Source organism: Streptomyces sp. NPDC030862, from assembly GCF_055571835.1.
This window is the reverse complement of record NZ_JBVIEN010000004.1, coordinates 252,552-269,848: the sequence shown is the minus strand read 5'-3', so window position 1 is coordinate 269,848 and position 17,297 is coordinate 252,552. Positions and strand designations below refer to the sequence as shown.

The following is a 17,297-nucleotide window of genomic DNA, read 5'->3' as shown; positions in this document are numbered from 1 at the left end:
CTCGGTCCCGGGGCGGGATCGGGCGTGCGGCAAGGGCGCCCCGGGCCGCTCCCCCCACCACACAGATGTGCCACATGATAATCATTATCAACAATGCCGCCGTTCCACCACCCCTACGACCTCACCGGGAGCCCCGCCATGCCGCTCGCCCCACGCCTGCTGGTAGCCGATCAAGTCGCCGGATCCATCAGCGTGTTGGACCTTCCGGACGGCCGCGTCCGCGGTGTCGTGGAAGGCCGGCACCTCGCCGAGCACGCCGGGTTCCTGGCCCTGCCCGGCGGCCGCTGGGCGTTCGTCGACGACCTCGCGGGCGAGCTCGTCGTCCTCGACCCGTACGGCCCCGACGCGGGCCGCCCGCTCGTCGCGGCGACCACGCCGGTGGCGATCCCGGCCGAGCACCTGGCCGTCGACCCGTCGGGGCGGTACGCGGCGGTCACGACCGGCCTGGGCCGCAGCTGGGAGCCGTGGTCGGACCTGCTGACGGTGGTCGACCTCGACGGCGGCAGGTCCGTCCGGGTCCGCACGCGAGTGGGCGAGCCGGGCGTCACGGTGCTGGGCGGGCCCGGCGAGCCCGGCGGCCCGCTCGTCGTCCTGCGGCACCGGGAGCCCGGCGCCCTGGCCGCGTACCGGTACGACGACCTGCTGGCCGCCGCCCCCGCGTGCCCGCCCGCGACGCCCGCGTACGAGACGCGGCTGCCGGACCACGACGGCCACGGCGACGCCCACGACCCGCTCACCGGGCGGCTGTTCGCGGCCGCCGGGTCCGGGGTGCACCGCGCCCGGCGCGACGGCGACCGGCTGGTGGCCGAGGAGCCGCTGCCCTGGGCGGGCCCGGGACGCGGCTACTACCTGCGCCTCGATCCGGTACGCCGGGTGCTGTGGTCCTGCGTGCGCGGCGGGCCCGCCGACCCCGGCCGCTGGCCCGAGTGGACCAACGACGCCTGGTTCCACGCCCTCGACGGCGGCCGCACCGGACGCGTGCCCCTCGGGCCCGGTCTGGTCTTCCGGCTCGCGGTCGCCGCGCGGCACGTGGCGTACGCGCGCGTCCACCCGGACGGCGACGAGCTGGTGCTGCTCGACCGCGACGAGCCGAGGGTCGTGGCCCGCCGGCCGCTGCCGCCGATGGACGGCGCGCCGAAGCCCGGCGCCACACCCTGGGACGGGGTGCAGCGGCGGGCGATCGCCGCCTCGCCTGGCGCGGGGTTCACCGCCGTCACCCGGGGCGGCCACGGCGAGGTTCACCTTTTCGACGGAACCGAGCCGGTGGCCACGTACACCCTGCCGACCCCCCTCGACGACGGGGGCCACCTGGCCCTGACGGCCCCGGGAGACGGCGCCTGGGGCGACCCGGTGGGCCGCTGAGGGGCTGCGGCGGGCGCGGCCGACGGTGGCCGGCCGCCCACTGATTGTGAATTAATTCACCTGACCCTCTTGGCCGGGCGTGCCGTTCCGTGCTGAGATTCGTCCGGGCTCAACGGCACTCACAGCACTCAACAGCTCAATGGCGCGCTCGGGGAGGGCAATGTGGCGCATACCGCCATGTCTGGTTCCGGAACGACCGCAAGCGACGATCCCCTCCAGACCGCGGTATGGCGGCTGCGTTCCCGCGGCTGCTGGAGCGACGCGGCCGCCCTGCTCGCACCCCGCGCGGACGAACCCGCGGCGGCGCTGCAGCGGGCGGCCCTGCTGATCGAGCGGTGCCTGTACACCGAACAGGGCTGGGCCGAGGCGGAGGACGCCCTGCGCGTGGCGGAGGCGCTCGCCCACGACGACGGCGAGCGCGGCGCGGCCGCCTGCGAACGCGGCTACCTCGCCTACGCGTCGACGCTGCACGGCGTACGGGACCGGGCCGACGAGGCCCGCGCGGCGCTCGGCCGCGCCGCCGCGCTGATCGGCCCCACCGCGCCGGGCCGCCCGCTGCTGGACTTCCGGCGCGGCCTGCTCGCCCAGAACCTCGCCGACTCGCCGCAGGCCGCCCGCGCCGCGTACCGCCGCGCCCACGCGGGTGCCACCGCCCAGGACGACCGGCTGCTGATGTCCTTCACCTGGCGGCACCTGGCGGGGCTGGCCCTGCGCGACGGGGAGCTGGCCGAGGCCCGGCACGGCTTCGCCGAGTCGCTGCGGCTGCGCGAGGAGCTCGGCTACCTGGTCGGTACGGCCCCGGCCCTGGCGGCCCTCGCGGAGGCCGAGCCGGAGCCGGAGGCGGCGCGGCTGCGCGAGGAGGCGCGGCGGCTGTTCCGGCTGCTGGGCGGCGTACCGACGTGGCTGGCTGCGCAGTTGGCGGTCCGGCCTGCCGCCTGAGGGGCGCGCGCCCGGCGTCAGGGGGCGTTGTCAGAGGGCGTTGTCAGAGGGCTCTGCCATGATCGGCGGCATGAGCGACACCAGCCTCGACCAGGCACGCAGAGCCCTCGACGCCCTCCGGACACGCGAGGGCGTCGAACTCCTCGACGGCATCCCGGACACCGAACTCGACACCTGGCCGATCGCGATACCGGCGGCCGTCCGCGCGGTGCTGCGCGAGGTGGGCGGCATCCGTTACGGCCGCGAGCGCTACGACTTTGAGCCCCGCGGGCTCGACGTCGGCCAGTGGGGCACCGGGGACCTGCTCGTGGGCGTGGGCGGCGACGAGGACTGGGGGCCGATGGTCCGCGTCGAGCAGTACGACGGCGTGGAGATCGTCATCGAGGCGCCGACGTTCACCTCCTGGCTGCTGACCCTGGGCGCGGAGCGCTCCGCCCCCGAGGCGACCCTCGCCGCCATCCCCTCCATCGAGGCGGCCGAGGGTCCGGACGCCGAGCTCGCCGCCCTGGCCGACGGCGGGGACTCCCTCACCGACCTGGTGGACCTGCGGGCGGTCCCCGGCTACCCGTGCCGGGTGGCGTGGGAGCCGCACTACTCCCTGGAGTACGAGACCGCCGACACGGGCAGCAGCGACATCGAGTACGAACTCATCGGTGGGGGACGGGCATTGCTGCTCCGCAGCGTGCCCTGCGGCGACTTCCTGGACCGCCCGGTGCGCCGCCACCGGGTCCCCGCAGACGCGCCGCGCCGCGCCGTCACCGAGCTGCGCGCCCTCGCCGCCGACCACCCCGACCTGGTGACCCTCGAACCGGGCTGCACCGACGAGGAGATGGACACCTGGCCGGTCCCGGTCCCGGAGGACATCCGCACGGTCCTCCGCGAGATCGGCGGCGTCCGCATGCCGGGCCTGCACGCCCTGCGCCTGCTGCCCGGGGCACCGGAGCACACGGTCGACCCGGAGGTGCACCGCATGATGGGCGGCGACGGCACGTACTGGCCGATCGCCCGGGTCACGTACGGCTTCAGCGTCGCGCTCGCCCAGATCCGCATCGACCCGGACACCGGCGAGTGGGGCTACGCCGTCTCGATCCCCTCCGGCCTGCGCGACCTCGGCGAGGAACCCGAGCTGTCCCTGCTGGCCGAGTCCCTCCCGCACCTGCTGCTGACCGTCGCCCGCACGGCCCGCGAGGCGGCCGCCTCCCCTGACTTCGGGCGCCACGTCTCCTCCGCCCTCTGCTGGTTTATGCCCAACACCGGTGAGCCGTGGACCCGCCCGGTGCCCGTCGAGGAGTGGTCCGACTCCTCCGACCCGCTCCGCGCCGCGCTCGCCGCCCTCCCCGCGGGCACCCACGTCGCCGACCTGCGCGACTCCCCCATCCCCACGGACCTCTGCTTCCACCGCTCCGACCTGTGGCCCTACGGCGCGGACTCCCTGGACCGCCTCCACTTCGTGGCCGGGGGCCGCCTGGTGGCGGCGATACCGAGGAAGCCCTGACCGGGCCTCGGGTGTCACAGGTCGGCGAGGGTGCTGTCCACGGTGGCGAGCAGGGCCTGCCTGTCGTCCCGGACCCTGCCGAGTACGCGCAGTCCGTAGTACGTGCTCTGGATCCGGCGCGCCAGGGCGCGGACATCACCGGAGGCGCGGATCTCGCCCGTGTGGCGGCCGGCGGTGAGGGCCGCGTACAGCTCGTCCTCGACCCGGTCGAAGCTGCGTCGTACCGCTTCCCTGATGTCCTCGTCCAGTCCGGCCGCCTCGATGGCCGCGTTGATCGCGAAACAGCCCCTTCGGTCGGTCTCGTCGAGGTCCGCGTCGATGGCGTGGATCATCATCTCGCGCAGCCGGTCCTTGACGGGGCCCGGGCGCCGGAGGAGCGCGATCTGCTCGGCGGTGCTGGTCTCGTAGTACCGGTTGAGGGCACGCAGGTAGAGGAGGCGCTTGCCGCCGAAGGTGTTGTAGAGGCTCGAGGGCCCGAGGCCCGTGCTGTCGCACAGGTCGCGGGTCGACGTGCCCTCGTACCCATGGCGCCAGAAGGTCTCCATGGCGGCGGTGACGACGCGGTCCTCGTCGAACTGTCGGGGCCTGGCCATGTCCCCCACCCTAGGCGTTTTGGAAAAGGCTGACAAAACGCGGCTATGGGCGGCCTTCGGGCGGTACGCGCCGCCCACAGTCCGGGTGTCAGGCCACGGCACCCACCGCCTCGATCTCGATCATCCAGTCCGGGTCGGCGAGCGCGGCGACCTGGACGAAGCTTTCCGCGGGGAACGGCGGAACGTAGTACTCCGCACGGAGGGCCGCAAAGACGTCCTGGTGGGAGAGGTCCGTAACGAAGACGGTGACCTTCACCGCCTGGTCGAGACCGGAGCCCCCGTTGGCCAGGACAGTGGCGACGTTGGCCAGGGCCTGCCGCGCCTGCGCCTCGAAGTCCCCGCGCCCGACGGTGGCGCCCGTCGTGTCGACCGGCGCCTGACCGGAGGTGAAGACCAGCCCGCCCGCGCGGATGCCGAGCGAGATGCCGTCCTGCGCGTACCAGTCGGGGTCCGCCGTGACGCGGGTACGGGTGAGGGGCGGCGTGGAAAGCGGTGTCATGTCTGCTCCTTCTGGCGTGACGTGGTGGTCGGATTCGGATGTGTGCCGGGGAGGCCCCACGTTTTGGATCGAGCGCTTCATAACGCGGCGCGAGACATCAAGCACCTCGCCCCGGCAGGGACCGTAGCACGTTATGAAGCGAATGCTTCAAAACCAAGGCCGGACCGGAGGCGCACGCGGGGCGGTGACCCCAGCGATAACCCCTATGCGTCCTCCGGCAGATGGAAGTAGACGGTCCCCGAGCGCCAGGCGCCGTACTCCGTCATCTCCGCCTCGATGACGACATCCTGGACCTCGACGGGCCCCAACGCCTCGACGGCATCGGCCAGTCGCCGCAGGAGAGCCGGAACACTGTCGCAGCCCGGACCGGCGGGGTTGGCCAGCGAGAAGTGGCGCACGGTCCAGTGCTCGGGGGTTTCAGTCACGGGCCGATCGTAAGGTCGGCAGCTACTCCGCCCACACCTTCAGCTCGGCCCACACGGTCTTGCCCACCGGCACCCGGTCCGCCACGCCCCACGCGCTGGCGAGTGCCGCCACCAGGAGCAGCCCGCGCCCGCCGTCCCCGTACGGCTCGGGCGCCACCACCACCGGCCGACGCTCGCCTCGGGTGTCGCTGACCTCGACCCGCAGGACACCGTCCCCCGACAGCGCGAGCCGCACCTCGAAGTCCCGCCCGGGCACCCGCCCGTGCGTCACGGCGTTCGCCGCCAGCTCCCCCACGACGAGCGCGGCCGCCTCGGCGCCGTCGCTGCCGTACGGAACACCCCACACGTCCAGCCGGTGCCCGGCCAAGTGCCGGGCGAGACGCGCACCGCGCCGGGTGGAGCTGAACCGCTGGGTGAACACACGTACGGTAACCGGGCTTTGCTCTGTCACATGACCGCTCATGTGCCCACCGTGGCGGCCGCGCAAGGGGGTTGACCAGCCCAACCACTCGTACGCTGCCGCAGCGTACGGGCTCACCCTGTGGACAGTACGCGTCACGGTCCGTGACGATACGGGGCGGAGGTGTTGCCTTATGACAGCCAACAACACGGAACCCGAGTCGTCCGACAGTCTCAAGGCATTCGGCGCGGTACTCAAGGCTTTCCGCATCCGGGCGGGCCTGACGCAGGAGGAGTTCGCCGCGAGGGTCCACCACTCCGTCCACTTCGTGGCCTCGGTGGAACAGGGCCGCCGGATGCCGTCGCCGGAGTTCGTCGAGCTGGCGGAGGAGGTGCTGGACGCGTTCGGGGCGCTGCGGGGTGCGGCGCAGCACCTGTCGCGGGAGAGGTTGGCATCCTGGTTCCGCCACTGGTTCAAGTTGGAGGAAACAGCACGGACCGTGTGCACGTACGAGTGCCGAGTGATTCCCGGTCTGCTCCAGACCGAGGCGTACGCGCGAGCACTGATCCTGAGCGTTCCGCCGCCTCCGACACCTGAGGAGGTCGAAAACCGGGTGTCCACGCGACTGGCACGCCAGTCCCTCTTGGCCCGCAAGCAGCCCATCGCGTTCAGCTTCATCGTCGAGCAAGCCCTGCTCCAACGCCAAGCGGGCGGGGTCGAGGTCACGCGGGAGCTCCTCGACCACCTGATGGCCTGCGCGTCTCGTACCAACATCGAACTGCAAATCGTGCCGCTACAACTCCCCGACCACGCCGCCCAGGACGGCCCCATGCAACTGGCGGAAACACCGGACCACAAATGGCTCGGCTACGTGGAGGGCCAGGAATCCGGAGCCCTGATCACGGACCCGAGAGCCGTCAGCAGGCTCCAGCAGCGCTATGCCAAACTGCGCTCACAGGCACTCACCCCTGCGGATTCCCTGGACTTGCTGAAGAGAATGCGAGAGGCCCTATGAACAACACGACGGAACTTGCCTGGTTCAAGAGCAGCTACAGCAGCTCGCAGAACGACAGCTGCGTCGAGGTCGCCACCTGCCCCACCACCGTCCACGTGCGCGACTCCAAGGACCCGGCGGGCCCGCAGCTGGCACTCTCGCCCGCCGCTTGGGCCGCCTTCGTGCCGCACGTCAGCTTGGGGTGACGGGCGGCAGATCGTCGGGCGGCGTGATGCCGAAGATGTCGGCGAGGACGCCGGACAGCTCCTCGTCGGTCACGTCGCGCTCGGTGCGGCTGCCGTCCGCGCGGGTCTCGGTGAGGCGGCCGTTCGCGAGGGACAGGTGCGTGTCGTCGGTGACGCGCTGGACGTAGAGGGTGCGGGAGAACGGGGAACGGGGGTTGGTGGCGATGTGCCAGTTGATGACCTCGAAGTCGGGTGCCTCGAAGGGCTCGACCGTGAACGCGTACTGATCGGCCCACGTCCCGGCGGCTCCGTCCTCGGCCGGCTCGTACGCCTGGAGGACCCACATCTCCAGCGGCCCGTCGTGCGGCGCGTGCACGAGACGGTGGCGACGTGCGCCCGCGCGGAACTCAGTGTCGGCGACCAGCGGCACCGCCTCGATGAGCGAACCCGCCGCGCCGAAGCCGACGTCCGCGAGGAAGTCGCCCTCGCCCGGTACGTGGACGAGCAGGCACATGTGCGTACGCGGCCGGATCGCGCCGTCGGCACCGACGAGGACGCGGGCGGCGAGCCGGGTCACGCGGAAGCCGAGGGCTTCCAGGGCGGCGGCGAAAAGAGTGTTGTGCTCGTAGCAGTAGCCGCCGCGTCCACCGTGGACCAGCTTCGCGACCAGGTCCGGGAGGGCGAGGGACGGCGCGACGCCCCGGATCGGATCCAGGTTCTCGAAGGGGACGGCGTAGAGGTGCGCGCGGTTCAGGGCCCGCAGCGTGTCGGCGTCGGGCTTGTGGTCGCCCCGGAGCCCCACATGGGCCAGGTAGGCGTCGAGGTCGAAGGGCGCAGTGTCGTCAGGTCTGGGCATGATCCAACCGTACGCATGTGCGGGGCGGTCCGACCAGCACCCGCCTCCACAGCGGGGCACGCCCGTTGTCAGTGCCGTGCGCTTCACTGTGCTCCAGAGAGCTCACGCATGCCGACGTCAATGATCTGCTGGCCCGACTCGACCCGCCGGGCGGCTTCATGTACCTGCCCAGCGACATGGACCCGCAGGTCCTGACCGACCTGCTCTCCGGCATGTTCGGCGCTCCGCGCACCCTCGTCCTCGACGGCTTCACCGATCCGACGGTCGACGAGTCCAGGGGTGCGGCGCTGCTCGCCTTCTTCGAGGGCCGGGCCGTGAAGATACGTGCGTGGACGTACGGCGATCAGTGGATCGGCGCGGGTACGGCGCGGGACGCGGAGGGGGCCGAGCGGCCGGTGCTGGCGGTTGCGCGGAGGGTGGTGCCCGAGCCGGTGGCGGCCGCTCCGGGGGAGGACGTCGACTGGGTGCGGCGGCTCATACGGATCACCGGCTGGACACGGCCCGCGCAGCGGCCGGACGTGGACTGGGCGGAAGTGGAGTCGCGCCTGGGCACCGCGCTGCCGAGCGACTACAAGCGCATGGTCGAGACCTTCGGCGAGGGTGCCTTCGACGCGTGGCTGGCCCTGAACCAGGAGCCGTGGACGGACCTCAGGGAGGACGGGCTGCTCGTCTGGGCGGGTACGGAGCACAAGGACGCGTACTGCTGGAGGATGGACGGCGACGACCCCGACCGCTGGCCCGTAGTGGTCCAGACGTTCGACGGCGAGGACGTCGCCTTCGACTGCCAGACCGCCGAGTTCGTCTGCCGCATCCTCGTCGACCCGCAGCACCGGTTCACGCTGGCCCGCTATTTCGACACCCACTGGTACGTGAGCCACCGGAACGAGGGCTGACCCCACCGCCCACGGTGGCGTACCGACGAAATGCCCTCACTCTCCCCCGTCGGCGGAATGGAGCTGGAAGTCGACGACGACGCAACCGACCTGTCCGTCATCGGTGCGGCCGATCCAGACGGGGTAGGACCCGTCGCCCTGGCCGGCGCGGAAGGCGATGAGGTTCGGCTCGGGTTCCGTGCCGGGCAGTTCGACGGTGACATGGCTGTCGAGGGGCATGAACAGGTCCTCGCCCAGCTGGTCTTCGCTCACCGTCCGGGTCGCATCCATGAAGGCCACTGTGCCGGTATCCACGCCAACCCCGTAGAACTGGCCCTCGCCGAGCAGCCCCGGATCCTCGTCGGGCCGGAGGGCCATGTCCCACGTGTGGGGCGGGACGTCCAGGAACGTCACCCTGGCCGCGGCGACAGCGGCCCCGCGTGTCGTGCGCAAGAGCGACAGCGTGACCGGGAACTCGCCCGGTGGCACGGCGACGGTCCGCGACATCTCTCCGATCAAGCCGGGGTCCGAGACCGCCAGCCGCCCTGACGTGATCCGCAGCAGGCCGGCGTCGACGGACTCGACGACGGCCGGCCCATCCGGGGTGTCGCACGCGCCCGGACTGAACAGCTGCTCGATCCCGGTGGCACGCAGCGGTCCCGATCCTTCGTCCACCGACACGTCGTTCAGGACTACGGTCGTGGCGGGCTCGTGGCCCTGCTGGGCGAGGAACGGCACGAACACCTGCCAGTCCCCGAATTCCGGTACGGGGCAGAGGAAGCTTTCGACGGGCGCCGCGAACCGCCGCACGGGGACGCTCGACGGGCCCCTCGGCCCGGCGAACTCGGACGTCACCTCGACCTGCCCGTCGGCCGAGACGGTGGTGGTCTCCTGGACATCCCACTTCCAGGACGAGTGCTCCTGCTCGCTGGAAAACTGCCATCGGATGTGCCGGTGAGCCAACAGCATCCCCGTACCGTGCGGCTTGAGGTCGATCATCTGCATGCGCCAGGACCTGTCGTCGAACAGATACACACGCCACATCCGGCGCGGCCAGTATTCGACCAGTGCCAGCGGTCGCTCCCGCGCGGACAGCAGAACCGCGTACTCCATCCCGGCGGCATGTCTGCGTGCCGCGAGCCCGCGCGACATCGGGTCCGGATGGGTCATCTCCTGCAGGGAACCCCACATGTCGCCGTACGACACATCAAGACTGTCGAAGATCACAGCCGCGCATCTCCCCCCGTGTGACACCGGTCGCCCCCGAGCAGTGGCGCTCGACAGGGGCGCCGCCAGTCTGCCACCGAGGTGTGACACAGGGGATCGTGGGAGGCCGGCAGCCCGGGGTAACCGGCTACGCGCAGGAAGCCGGGGGGTATTCGCCGTCCTCGCCCCGCAGGGCGATCTCCACCCGGCCCGTGCGGTCCTCCGCGTACGCCACGGTGCACACGAGCTGCCGCACCGCGGCCGGTTCGAGCTTCCTGACGTCCATGTCCGTACGCACCCACAGCCTGGGGCGGGATCCGGGAGTCCGCGGGGTGCCGTCGTCCGGCCGGGTGGTGATCCGGAACGAGGGGGTCTTTCCCGGCGGGAGCAGGGAGCGCAGGCCTGCGGCGCGCTCGTTCTCCAGCGGGCCGCGGAGCAGCATGGCGAGCGTCTTGTCGGTGCCGATGCCGATCTGCCGCCGGACGAAGGCTCCTTGGCCGCCGCTTCCCGTCTCGGACGGGATCGGCACCTTCTCGATCGGGTGCTCGATCGGGCGGGCCACCGGCCGTACCGTGCCCTCCGGGTCGACGAAGAAGAGCAGGGTGCGGTCGTGGGCCAGCGGGATCACCTCGACCGTGGCGGCGGAGCCCGCCTCGATGACGTCGGTCTGCTGGATGCCGCAGCCGGTGGCGGCGGCCAGCGCAGCCCCGGCCAGCGCGAGGGCCCGTCTCATGCCGTGTCCTCCCCGGTCCTCAGCGGTATCTCCACGACGAAGACGGCTCCGCCGCCCGGCCCGTTCCTCGCGCGGACGGTGCCGCCGTGCAGCCGTACGTTCTCCTGGGTGATCGCCAGGCCCAGCCCACTGCCGGCCGAGCGGCCGCGGGAGGGGTCGGCCTTGTAGAAGCGGTCGAAGACGTGCGGCAGGGAGTCCGGCGGGATGCCGGGGCCCTGGTCGACGACCTCGGTGACGAGCCAGGTGCCCGCGTCGTGGGCGCGGGACTCGGTGGACAGCCGTACGGTGACGGGCGGGCGGCCGTGGCGCAGGGCGTTGCCGACCAGGTTGGCGACGACCACGTCGAAGCGGCGCGGGTCGAGGCGGGCGCGGATGCCGGCGGGAAGGTCGGTGACGACGGTGGCCGGGTCGGTCCAGCGCCGGGCGGCCAGGGTGCGGCGGATGGTCTCGGCCACGTCGATCTCGTCGGTGTGGAGTTCGGCGGCGCGGGCGTCGAACCGGGAGATCTCCATCAGGTCCTCGACGAGGACGGCGAGCTTTCCGGTCTCGGAGCTGATGAGGCGTACGGCGGCGGCGGTGTCGGGGTCGAGGCGGGCCGCGTCCTCGTCGAGGACCTCGGTGACGGCGAGCATGCCGGCGAGGGGCGTGCGCAGTTCGTGGGAGACGTCCGAGGCGAAGCGCCGGGCGCGGGCCTCCGCTTGCCGGAGCTCCTCGACGGTCCGTTCGAGGGCGGCGGCCGATTCGTTGAAGGTGCGGGCGAGGTCGGCGAGTTCGTCGCCGCCCTTGACCTGGATGCGGGTGTCGAGGTGGCCCTGCCCGATGTGGCGGGCGGCGCGCTGCACGTCCCGGACCGGGCGGAGCACGCTGCGCGCGGCGAGCAGGGCGGGGACGAGGGCGATGGCGAGGGCGGGCAGGGCGCCGTCGCGGGCGGCGACCACCATCGCCTGGATGCCGGCTTCCTCTTCGTCGAGCGGCATCACCGCGTACAGGACGAGGCCGGTGGGGCGGGTGGCCCGGCTCGCCGTGGCGTCGGGCCTGAACACGGTGGGCACGGCGACGGTCAGATAGGGCCTGCCCCCGGAGACCACCCGCTGGAAGGCGCCGTAGGGCCGGTCGCGTGCGGCGCGGCGCAGTTCGGGGGTGATGACGGTGGAGACGGGGCGGGTGCCGGAGGAGACGCGCAGGGAGCCGTACTCGGCGAAGACGATCCAGGTGCGGGGCTTGCCCTCGCGGGCGATGCGCCGCACGGTCCCGGTGAGGTCGTCGGGCTGGACCGGGAGGTCGAGGGTCAGGCTCTGGGCCTGGTCCCGCAGGTGGGAGACGGCCGTGTTCTGGGTCTGTTCGAGGATGGCGTTGCGGGCGTCGCGGTAGGTGAGGGCCGCGGTGGTGCCGCAGCCGACGGCGGCGACGAGCAGGAACGCGACGACGAGGCGGGTGCGCAGCCCGTACCGGGCCCGGCGCCAGCGTCCGCGCACTCCGCCCGGCGTGAACCGGCGCCGGGGCGCGGCCGGGTCCCCGCCGGGTGCGTCGGGTGTGCCGGGTGCCGCCGGGCGGTCCGCGCTCGCGGGGGTGGCCGCCGTCGATGCCGTGCCGGCGGCCGTCACAGCGGTCCGAAGCGGTAGCCGAAGCCGCGCAGGGTCTGGATGTAGCGGGGGCTGCCCGGCACGTCCTCGATCTTGTTGCGCAGCCGGCGTACACAGGCGTCGACGAGGCGCGCGTCACCGTGGTAGCTGTGCTCCCAGACGTGCTCCAGGAGTTGCTGGCGGCTGAAGACCTGTTCCGGGGCCGCGGACAGGTGGAGCAGCAGCTTCAGCTCGGAGGGGGCGAGCGCGATGCGCCGGCCGGCCTTGGCGACGGTCAGGCCGGTGCGGTCGACGGCGAGTTCGCCGTGGAACTCGACCGCCGCGCGGCCACCGCCGGGGGCGGCTTCCAGGCGGCGCAGGACGGCGCGGATGCGGGCCTCGATGACCTCCGTACGAGCGGGCTTGACGATGTAGTCGTCGGCGCCCGCCTCCAGGCCGACGACCACGTCGAAGTCGTCGCCGCGCGCGGTCAGCATGATGATCGGCAGCTGGCTGTCCTCGCGGACGCGCCGGCAGACCTGTACGCCGTTCATGCCCGGGAGCATGAGGTCGAGCAGCAGCAGGTCGGGCCGGAACTCCCGCAGGGCGGCGAGCCCGGCCTCGCCGGTGGCGGCGGTCCGGACCTCGTGGCCCCGGCGGCGCAGTCCGAGCTCCACCCCTTCCCGGACGGAGGGGTCGTCTTCGATGAGCAGCACGCGGGGCATTGTGGAGTATCCCAGTCGTCGTCGGAAGCGGTGTCGGGTGCCGGGTGTGCGGTGCCATGCGTCAGGTGTCAGGCGTCGGGTGTCGGGTGTCAGCGCTTGCGGCGCAGGCGCCGCAGGGCCCCGGTGAGCAGGGCGTCGAGCTCGGTCAGGCGCAGCGGCCGGGCCAAGGCGGCGAAGAGCAGGAGGATCGCCGCGGCGCCGGCGGCCGCGGCGGCCAGGGGCCCGGCCGGCTGGGTCCAGGTGACGGCTCCGTAGGCGAGTGCCGTGGCCGGGACGGCGGCGGTCAGGAGCCGGGCGAGGGCGGCGAGGGTGCCGCCCCCGGCGCGGCCCCCGGCGCCGCCCCCTGCGTCGGCGCGGCCGAGTCTGCGGCCGAGGACGAGCGCGGTCACCGCCCAACCCGCCCACAGGGCCAGGGCGTAGGCCGCGGCCATGCCGGTGACGGCCCAGCGCGCCGGGAGCAGGACGTACGCGGCGGTGGACAGGCCCGCGTTGAGGAGGGCGATCACCAGGTTGAGCAGGAACGGGGTGCGGGTGTCGCGCAGGGCGTAGAAGGTGCGCGAGAGGACGTACTGCCCGGACAGGGCGACGAGTCCGGGCGCGAACGCCATGAGGACGCCCGCCATGGCGGCGGTGTCCTCGGGGTCGGTCGCGCCGTACCCGAAGACGAGCTCCGTCAGCGGTCCGGCGAGCGCGAACAGGGCGCAGGCGGCGGGGACGACGGCGGCGGAGGCGTTGCGCAGCGCCCCGGCGACGTCGCGGCGGACGGCGGCCAGGTCCCCGTCGGCGGCCGAGCCGCTCATGCGGGGCATCAGGGCGGTGACGAGGGAGACGGTGACGATGCCGTGCGGCACCATCCAGAGCGTGTAGGCGTTGTTGTACGCGCTGAACCCGGCGCCGCCGTCGAGGCCTTGAGCGGCGGCGCTCTGCCCGGCGGCCGTGGCGAGCCGGGTGGTGACCCAGTACGCCCCCTGGTTGGCGAGGACGAGCAGCACCAGCCAGCCGGCCGAGCGCAGGGGATGGGTGAGGCCGCTGCCGCGCCAGTCGAAGCGCGGCCGGTAGCGGAAGCGGGCCGCCCGCAGGGCGGGGAGCAGGGCGAGGGCCTGGACGACGATGCCTGCGGTGGTGCCCCAGCCGAGGAGGGCGGCCTCCGCCGGATCGAGGGAGCCGCCGTCGCCCGCGTACAGGTAGAACGCGAAGACGGCGATGACGACGACGTTGTTGAGGACGGGGGTCCACATCATGGCGCCGAACCGGCCACGGGCGTTGAGGACTTGGCCGAGGAGGGTGAACAGGCCGAGGAAGAAGATCTGCGGCAGGCAGTAGCGGGCGAAGGCGACCGTCATCGACTCCTGCGCGCCGGTGTAGTCGGTGTAGAGGTCGACGAGGGCGGGGGCCGCGAGCACCGCCGCGGCGGTGAGGACGAGGAGCGCCGTGGCGCAGGCGGTCAGCAGCCGGTCGGTGTAGGCGCGGCCCCCGTCGGCGTGCTCCTTGGCGGCCTTGACCAGCTCGGGTACGAAGACGGCGTTGAGGGCGCCGCCGATCAGGAGCGTGTAGACGATGGTGGGGACGGAGTTGCCGACCGCGTAGCCGTCGGCGGTCAGTCCGATGCCGAGGGCCGCGGCGACGACGGCGGAGCGGACGAATCCGGTGGCGCGGGAGACCAGGGAGCCGGCGGCCATGACCGCACCGCCGCGCAGCAGGGAGGCGCGGCGCGCGGTATCCCCGGTGGGCGCGGCACCCCCGGCGGGCGGGGCGGAGCCGGCGGGCGGGGCGGAGCCGGGGGTGCCGCTCGTGGACGTGGTGGTCCCGCTCATCGGCGGGCCAGGTACGCCTGGAAGGCGCGGTACAGCGCGTGGTTGGTCGTGCCCGCCAATGGTGTCTCCCACTCCCCCAGCGTTTCGACGACCTGTCCGCCGGTGCCGAGCTTCCAGCGCATCAGCCCGAATCCGCGGTCGTCGGGATCAAGGGTGGAGGGTACCCCGCGCATGTCGTACACGTCGGCCCCCTGCGCGTGGGCGTCGATCAGCATCCGCCACTGCAGGGCGTTGGAGGGGCGGACCTCGCGCCGGTGGTCCGCGGAGGCGCCGGTCTGGTACCAGACGCGCCGGCCGACGGTGACCATGGTGTGGGCGGCGAGGACCTCGCCCTCGTGGCGGGCGAGGTAGAGCTTCATCCGGCCGGGTTCCTCGGCGTTGAGGACGGCGTACTGGCGCTCGTAGTAGGCCAGTGAGCGGCCGAGGCGGAAGCCGTCGCGCTCCTCGGTGATCCGCAGCAGCCGGTAGAAGTCGGGGAGGTCGGCGGCGGAGCCGACGACGACCTCGACGCCGCGTGCACAGGCCTTGCGGACGTTGCGCCGCCACTCCTGGTTGAGGCCGTTCCACAGGTCCTCGGGGGTGCGTCCGGCGAGCGGGACCTGGAAGACCATGCGGGGCTGGGCGTCGCCGTCGGCGCCGTCGTCGCCGCAGCGGCGCCAGCCGCGGGCCCGCAGCCGTTCGGCGACGGCGGTGCCGAGCGGGTCGACCTCGCAGGCGAGGACGTCGGACAGGCGCCGGCCGGGGGCGGTGAGCGTCTTGAGGCGGGCGGCGTTCCAGCGGCGGAAGGCCGGGGAGGGGCCGATGCGGACGGCGAAGGCGCCCTCGGCGCGCAGGTGCGCGAGGAGCGGGTTGAGCCAGTGGTCGACGTCCGGGTCCGTCCAGTCGGCGACGGGCCCCTCGGGCAGGTAGGCGAAGGACTTGCGGGTGCCGGGGAAGGTCCGCAGCAGGGCGAGGGCGGCCCCGGACAGCTCGCCCTCACGAGGCCCCCAGCCGAGGAACAGGGGCCGCCAGCCCTCCTTGACGCGGGCCCAGGACGGGCACTGCAGGAAGCTCGGGCCGCCGGGGGTTGCCGCGCGGGCGGCGACGAAGGCGGCGTAGGCCTCGGGGGTGAGGGGGCGAAGCTGGGTTTCCTGACCGCGGCCGGCCGTCACGAGCAGCGCTGACACAATGTAAGCCTCCGTAGTTTCCGTCCCGTCGGTGGGTGGGACGGACAGGAGGTTCACAGCCGCCCGTGACCGTCCCGCGCGGCGTATGTGACCGGACGATGACCGTTTTCCTCCAGCCGCCGTCACACGGGCCGGGAGCCGTTCCGGGGGCCGGACGAGCGGCTTAAGGTCCGGACATCCCACCCCGTCCGCCCCTCTCCCACGGAGGATTCGTGAGTTCCATACGCACGCGGCCCGCCGCCCTGGCCGTCGTCGCCCTGACCGTCACGCTCGCGGCCTCGGCCTGCTCGTCCGCCGGCGGCGTACAGGTCTCCCCGCCGGACGACGCCAAGGCGCCCGCCGCGGACGAGCGCCCGGCGGCGGTGGCCGTGACGCCTTCGGGCAAGGGCGTCGCGGCGGGTAAGCCGGTGGTGGTGACCGCGCGGGGCGGCACCCTGCGCGCGGTGAGCGTGACCGACGGTGAGGGCGCGGCGCTGCCCGGCCGCCTCGCGGCCGACGGGGCGTCCTGGACGTCGGAGCGCAAGGCGGCACCCGGCACCACGTACACGGTGCGGGCCACGACCCGGACGCCGGGCGGCCGTACGGACACGAGCCGGGCGTCGTTCTCCACCGCCGCGGCCGAGCGGGTCAACAAGCTGACGCTCGCGCCCGGCAAGAACACCACCGTCGGGGTCGCGCAGCCGCTGTCGATCGTCTTCGACCGGCCGGTGCGCGACAAGGCCGAGGTGGAGAAGCAGCTGAAGGTGACCACCTCCAACGGCACCGAGGGATCCTGGGGCTGGCTGAAGGACTGGTCGGGCAAGGACCGGGTGGACTGGCGGCCGAAGGAGTACTGGAAGGCGGGTACGAAGGTCACCCTCGACGCCCGGCTGAACGGCACCGACTCCGGCGGCACCGGCGGCTGGTTCGTCCGCGACTACCGCACCGGGTTCACCGTGGGGGCACGGCAGGTCGTCCGGGTCGACCTCGACGCCAAGAAGCTCACGCTGGAGCGCGACGGCCGGACGGTGCGCGAGATCCCGGTCTCCGGCGGGACCCCCGGCGGCGACAAGCGCTCCTGGCGGGGCACGGCCGTGCTGATGGCGAAGGAGGGGACGATCAACATGAACTCCGAGACGGTCGGCCTCGGCGACGCCTACGACAAGATGGTGGACCACTCGATGCGGCTGACCTGGTCGGGCATGTACGCGCACGCCGCGCCGTGGAACGCCCGGTGGATGGGGCGGGCCAACAAGTCCTCCGGCTGCATCGGCATGAACACCTCCGACGCCGCGTACTTCTACGGCCAGGTACGCGTGGGCGACCCGTTCGAGATCACGGGCGAGGACACCAAGGGCACGGTGGCCGAGGGCAACGGCTACGGCGCCTGGAACGTGCCGTGGGAGCGGTGGAAGGCCAAGAGCGCGCTGGCAAAGAGCGCCTGACCACCCGCCGGTTCGGTCGCGCGTCTCCCCGAGCCGCACCTCGTCCG

Annotated in this window: 18 protein-coding genes; 7 read left to right on the top strand and 11 right to left on the bottom strand. The window is 73.0% G+C overall.

Annotated elements, in window-relative coordinates; translation table 11 throughout:
* Positions 1-93 precede the first annotated feature (93 nt).
* The 3 genes from ACZ42X_RS13050 (at position 94) to ACZ42X_RS13040 (ending at position 3,796) form a co-directional block, all read left to right on the top strand.
* Positions 94-1,362, top strand: a complete 1,269-nt coding sequence (locus ACZ42X_RS13050) for a hypothetical protein (RefSeq protein ID WP_468288043.1) — start codon at positions 94-96, stop codon at positions 1,360-1,362.
* A gap of 177 nt (positions 1,363-1,539) precedes the next feature.
* A complete protein-coding gene (locus tag ACZ42X_RS13045; RefSeq protein WP_468288041.1) occupies positions 1,540-2,301 on the top strand; it encodes a hypothetical protein in 762 nt (253 codons plus the stop codon).
* 70 nt (positions 2,302-2,371) lie between these two features.
* Positions 2,372-3,796, top strand: a complete 1,425-nt coding sequence (locus tag ACZ42X_RS13040) for a hypothetical protein (protein ID WP_468288038.1) — start codon at positions 2,372-2,374, stop codon at positions 3,794-3,796.
* Between the two features lie 14 nt (positions 3,797-3,810).
* Here ACZ42X_RS13040 and ACZ42X_RS13035 read toward each other — a convergent pair whose 3' ends face one another.
* The 4 genes from ACZ42X_RS13035 to ACZ42X_RS13020 all read right to left on the bottom strand — a co-directional run bounded on the left by ACZ42X_RS13035 (position 3,811) and on the right by ACZ42X_RS13020 (position 5,776).
* The gene (locus ACZ42X_RS13035) at positions 3,811-4,389 is read right to left on the bottom strand and encodes a TetR/AcrR family transcriptional regulator (protein WP_468288036.1); all 579 of its coding nucleotides are present in this window, start codon (positions 4,387-4,389) and stop codon (positions 3,811-3,813) included.
* Positions 4,390-4,477: 88 nt separating this feature from the next.
* On the bottom strand, positions 4,478-4,888 hold the full coding sequence (locus ACZ42X_RS13030) for a RidA family protein (protein WP_468288033.1): 411 nt from the start codon (positions 4,886-4,888) through the stop codon (positions 4,478-4,480).
* Between the two features lie 203 nt (positions 4,889-5,091).
* The gene (locus ACZ42X_RS13025; protein WP_468288030.1) at positions 5,092-5,313 is read right to left on the bottom strand and encodes a hypothetical protein; all 222 of its coding nucleotides are present in this window, start codon (positions 5,311-5,313) and stop codon (positions 5,092-5,094) included.
* A gap of 22 nt (positions 5,314-5,335) precedes the next feature.
* The gene (locus ACZ42X_RS13020) at positions 5,336-5,776 is read right to left on the bottom strand and encodes an ATP-binding protein (protein WP_468288027.1); all 441 of its coding nucleotides are present in this window, start codon (positions 5,774-5,776) and stop codon (positions 5,336-5,338) included.
* 130 nt (positions 5,777-5,906) lie between these two features.
* On the opposite strand from ACZ42X_RS13020, the gene ACZ42X_RS13015 reads away from it, so the two are divergent.
* Both ACZ42X_RS13015 and ACZ42X_RS13010 read left to right on the top strand, forming a co-directional pair.
* On the top strand, positions 5,907-6,728 hold the full coding sequence (locus ACZ42X_RS13015) for a helix-turn-helix domain-containing protein (protein WP_468288024.1): 822 nt from the start codon (positions 5,907-5,909) through the stop codon (positions 6,726-6,728).
* Entirely contained in the window at positions 6,725-6,913 is a 189-nt protein-coding gene (locus tag ACZ42X_RS13010; protein WP_468288021.1) for a DUF397 domain-containing protein, read from the top strand. Before ACZ42X_RS13015 ends, ACZ42X_RS13010 begins: the two co-directional genes overlap by 4 nt.
* Here the strand turns inward: ACZ42X_RS13010 and ACZ42X_RS13005 are convergent.
* A complete protein-coding gene (locus ACZ42X_RS13005; RefSeq protein ID WP_468288018.1) occupies positions 6,900-7,748 on the bottom strand; it encodes an arylamine N-acetyltransferase family protein in 849 nt (282 codons plus the stop codon). The two genes, ACZ42X_RS13010 and ACZ42X_RS13005, sit on opposite strands and share 14 nt — an antisense overlap.
* A 158-nt stretch (positions 7,749-7,906) precedes the next feature.
* On the opposite strand from ACZ42X_RS13005, the gene ACZ42X_RS13000 reads away from it, so the two are divergent.
* Complete coding sequence (locus ACZ42X_RS13000; RefSeq protein ID WP_468288015.1) at positions 7,907-8,641, top strand: hypothetical protein; 735 nt, start codon at positions 7,907-7,909, stop codon at positions 8,639-8,641.
* Between the two features lie 36 nt (positions 8,642-8,677).
* On the opposite strand, the gene ACZ42X_RS12995 is transcribed toward ACZ42X_RS13000, so the two are convergent.
* The 6 genes from ACZ42X_RS12995 to ACZ42X_RS12970 all read right to left on the bottom strand — a co-directional run bounded on the left by ACZ42X_RS12995 (position 8,678) and on the right by ACZ42X_RS12970 (position 15,826).
* Positions 8,678-9,847, bottom strand: coding sequence for a DUF4241 domain-containing protein (locus tag ACZ42X_RS12995; RefSeq protein WP_468288012.1), 1,170 nt, complete (start codon positions 9,845-9,847; stop codon positions 8,678-8,680).
* Between the two features lie 127 nt (positions 9,848-9,974).
* Complete coding sequence (locus ACZ42X_RS12990) at positions 9,975-10,559, bottom strand: hypothetical protein (protein WP_468288009.1); 585 nt, start codon at positions 10,557-10,559, stop codon at positions 9,975-9,977.
* Entirely contained in the window at positions 10,556-12,034 is a 1,479-nt protein-coding gene (locus tag ACZ42X_RS12985) for an ATP-binding protein (RefSeq protein WP_468288006.1), read from the bottom strand. Before ACZ42X_RS12985 ends, ACZ42X_RS12990 begins: the two co-directional genes overlap by 4 nt.
* A gap of 125 nt (positions 12,035-12,159) precedes the next feature.
* On the bottom strand, positions 12,160-12,846 hold the full coding sequence (locus ACZ42X_RS12980; protein ID WP_468288004.1) for a response regulator: 687 nt from the start codon (positions 12,844-12,846) through the stop codon (positions 12,160-12,162).
* 89 nt (positions 12,847-12,935) lie between these two features.
* Positions 12,936-14,660, bottom strand: coding sequence for a murein biosynthesis integral membrane protein MurJ (murJ, locus tag ACZ42X_RS12975; protein WP_468288001.1), 1,725 nt, complete (start codon positions 14,658-14,660; stop codon positions 12,936-12,938).
* Positions 14,657-15,826 carry a lipid II:glycine glycyltransferase FemX gene (locus tag ACZ42X_RS12970; protein ID WP_468287999.1) on the bottom strand — a complete coding sequence of 390 codons (1,170 nt, stop codon included), beginning with the start codon at positions 15,824-15,826 and terminating at the stop codon, positions 14,657-14,659. Before ACZ42X_RS12970 ends, murJ begins: the two co-directional genes overlap by 4 nt.
* Positions 15,827-16,038: 212 nt before the next feature.
* Here ACZ42X_RS12970 and ACZ42X_RS12965 point away from each other — a divergent pair, with 212 nt between their 5' ends.
* Complete coding sequence (locus ACZ42X_RS12965) at positions 16,039-17,250, top strand: L,D-transpeptidase (protein WP_468287996.1); 1,212 nt, start codon at positions 16,039-16,041, stop codon at positions 17,248-17,250.
* Positions 17,251-17,297 lie beyond the last annotated feature (47 nt).

Coding starts and splice junctions, on each gene's coding strand:
- murJ (WP_468288001.1), bottom strand. CDS start 14,660: ATGAGCGGGACCACCACGTCCACGAGCGGCACCCCCGGCTCCGCCCCG.
- ACZ42X_RS13005 (WP_468288018.1), bottom strand. CDS start 7,748: ATGCCCAGACCTGACGACACTGCGCCCTTCGACCTCGACGCCTACCTG.
- ACZ42X_RS13015 (WP_468288024.1), top strand. CDS start 5,907: ATGACAGCCAACAACACGGAACCCGAGTCGTCCGACAGTCTCAAGGCA.
- ACZ42X_RS13045 (WP_468288041.1), top strand. CDS start 1,540: ATGTCTGGTTCCGGAACGACCGCAAGCGACGATCCCCTCCAGACCGCG.
- ACZ42X_RS13030 (WP_468288033.1), bottom strand. CDS start 4,888: ATGACACCGCTTTCCACGCCGCCCCTCACCCGTACCCGCGTCACGGCG.
- ACZ42X_RS13035 (WP_468288036.1), bottom strand. CDS start 4,389: ATGGCCAGGCCCCGACAGTTCGACGAGGACCGCGTCGTCACCGCCGCC.
- ACZ42X_RS12990 (WP_468288009.1), bottom strand. CDS start 10,559: ATGAGACGGGCCCTCGCGCTGGCCGGGGCTGCGCTGGCCGCCGCCACC.
- ACZ42X_RS13040 (WP_468288038.1), top strand. CDS start 2,372: ATGAGCGACACCAGCCTCGACCAGGCACGCAGAGCCCTCGACGCCCTC.
- ACZ42X_RS13050 (WP_468288043.1), top strand. CDS start 94: ATGCCGCCGTTCCACCACCCCTACGACCTCACCGGGAGCCCCGCCATG.
- ACZ42X_RS13020 (WP_468288027.1), bottom strand. CDS start 5,776: ATGAGCGGTCATGTGACAGAGCAAAGCCCGGTTACCGTACGTGTGTTC.
- ACZ42X_RS13010 (WP_468288021.1), top strand. CDS start 6,725: ATGAACAACACGACGGAACTTGCCTGGTTCAAGAGCAGCTACAGCAGC.
- ACZ42X_RS13000 (WP_468288015.1), top strand. CDS start 7,907: ATGTACCTGCCCAGCGACATGGACCCGCAGGTCCTGACCGACCTGCTC.
- ACZ42X_RS12980 (WP_468288004.1), bottom strand. CDS start 12,846: ATGCCCCGCGTGCTGCTCATCGAAGACGACCCCTCCGTCCGGGAAGGG.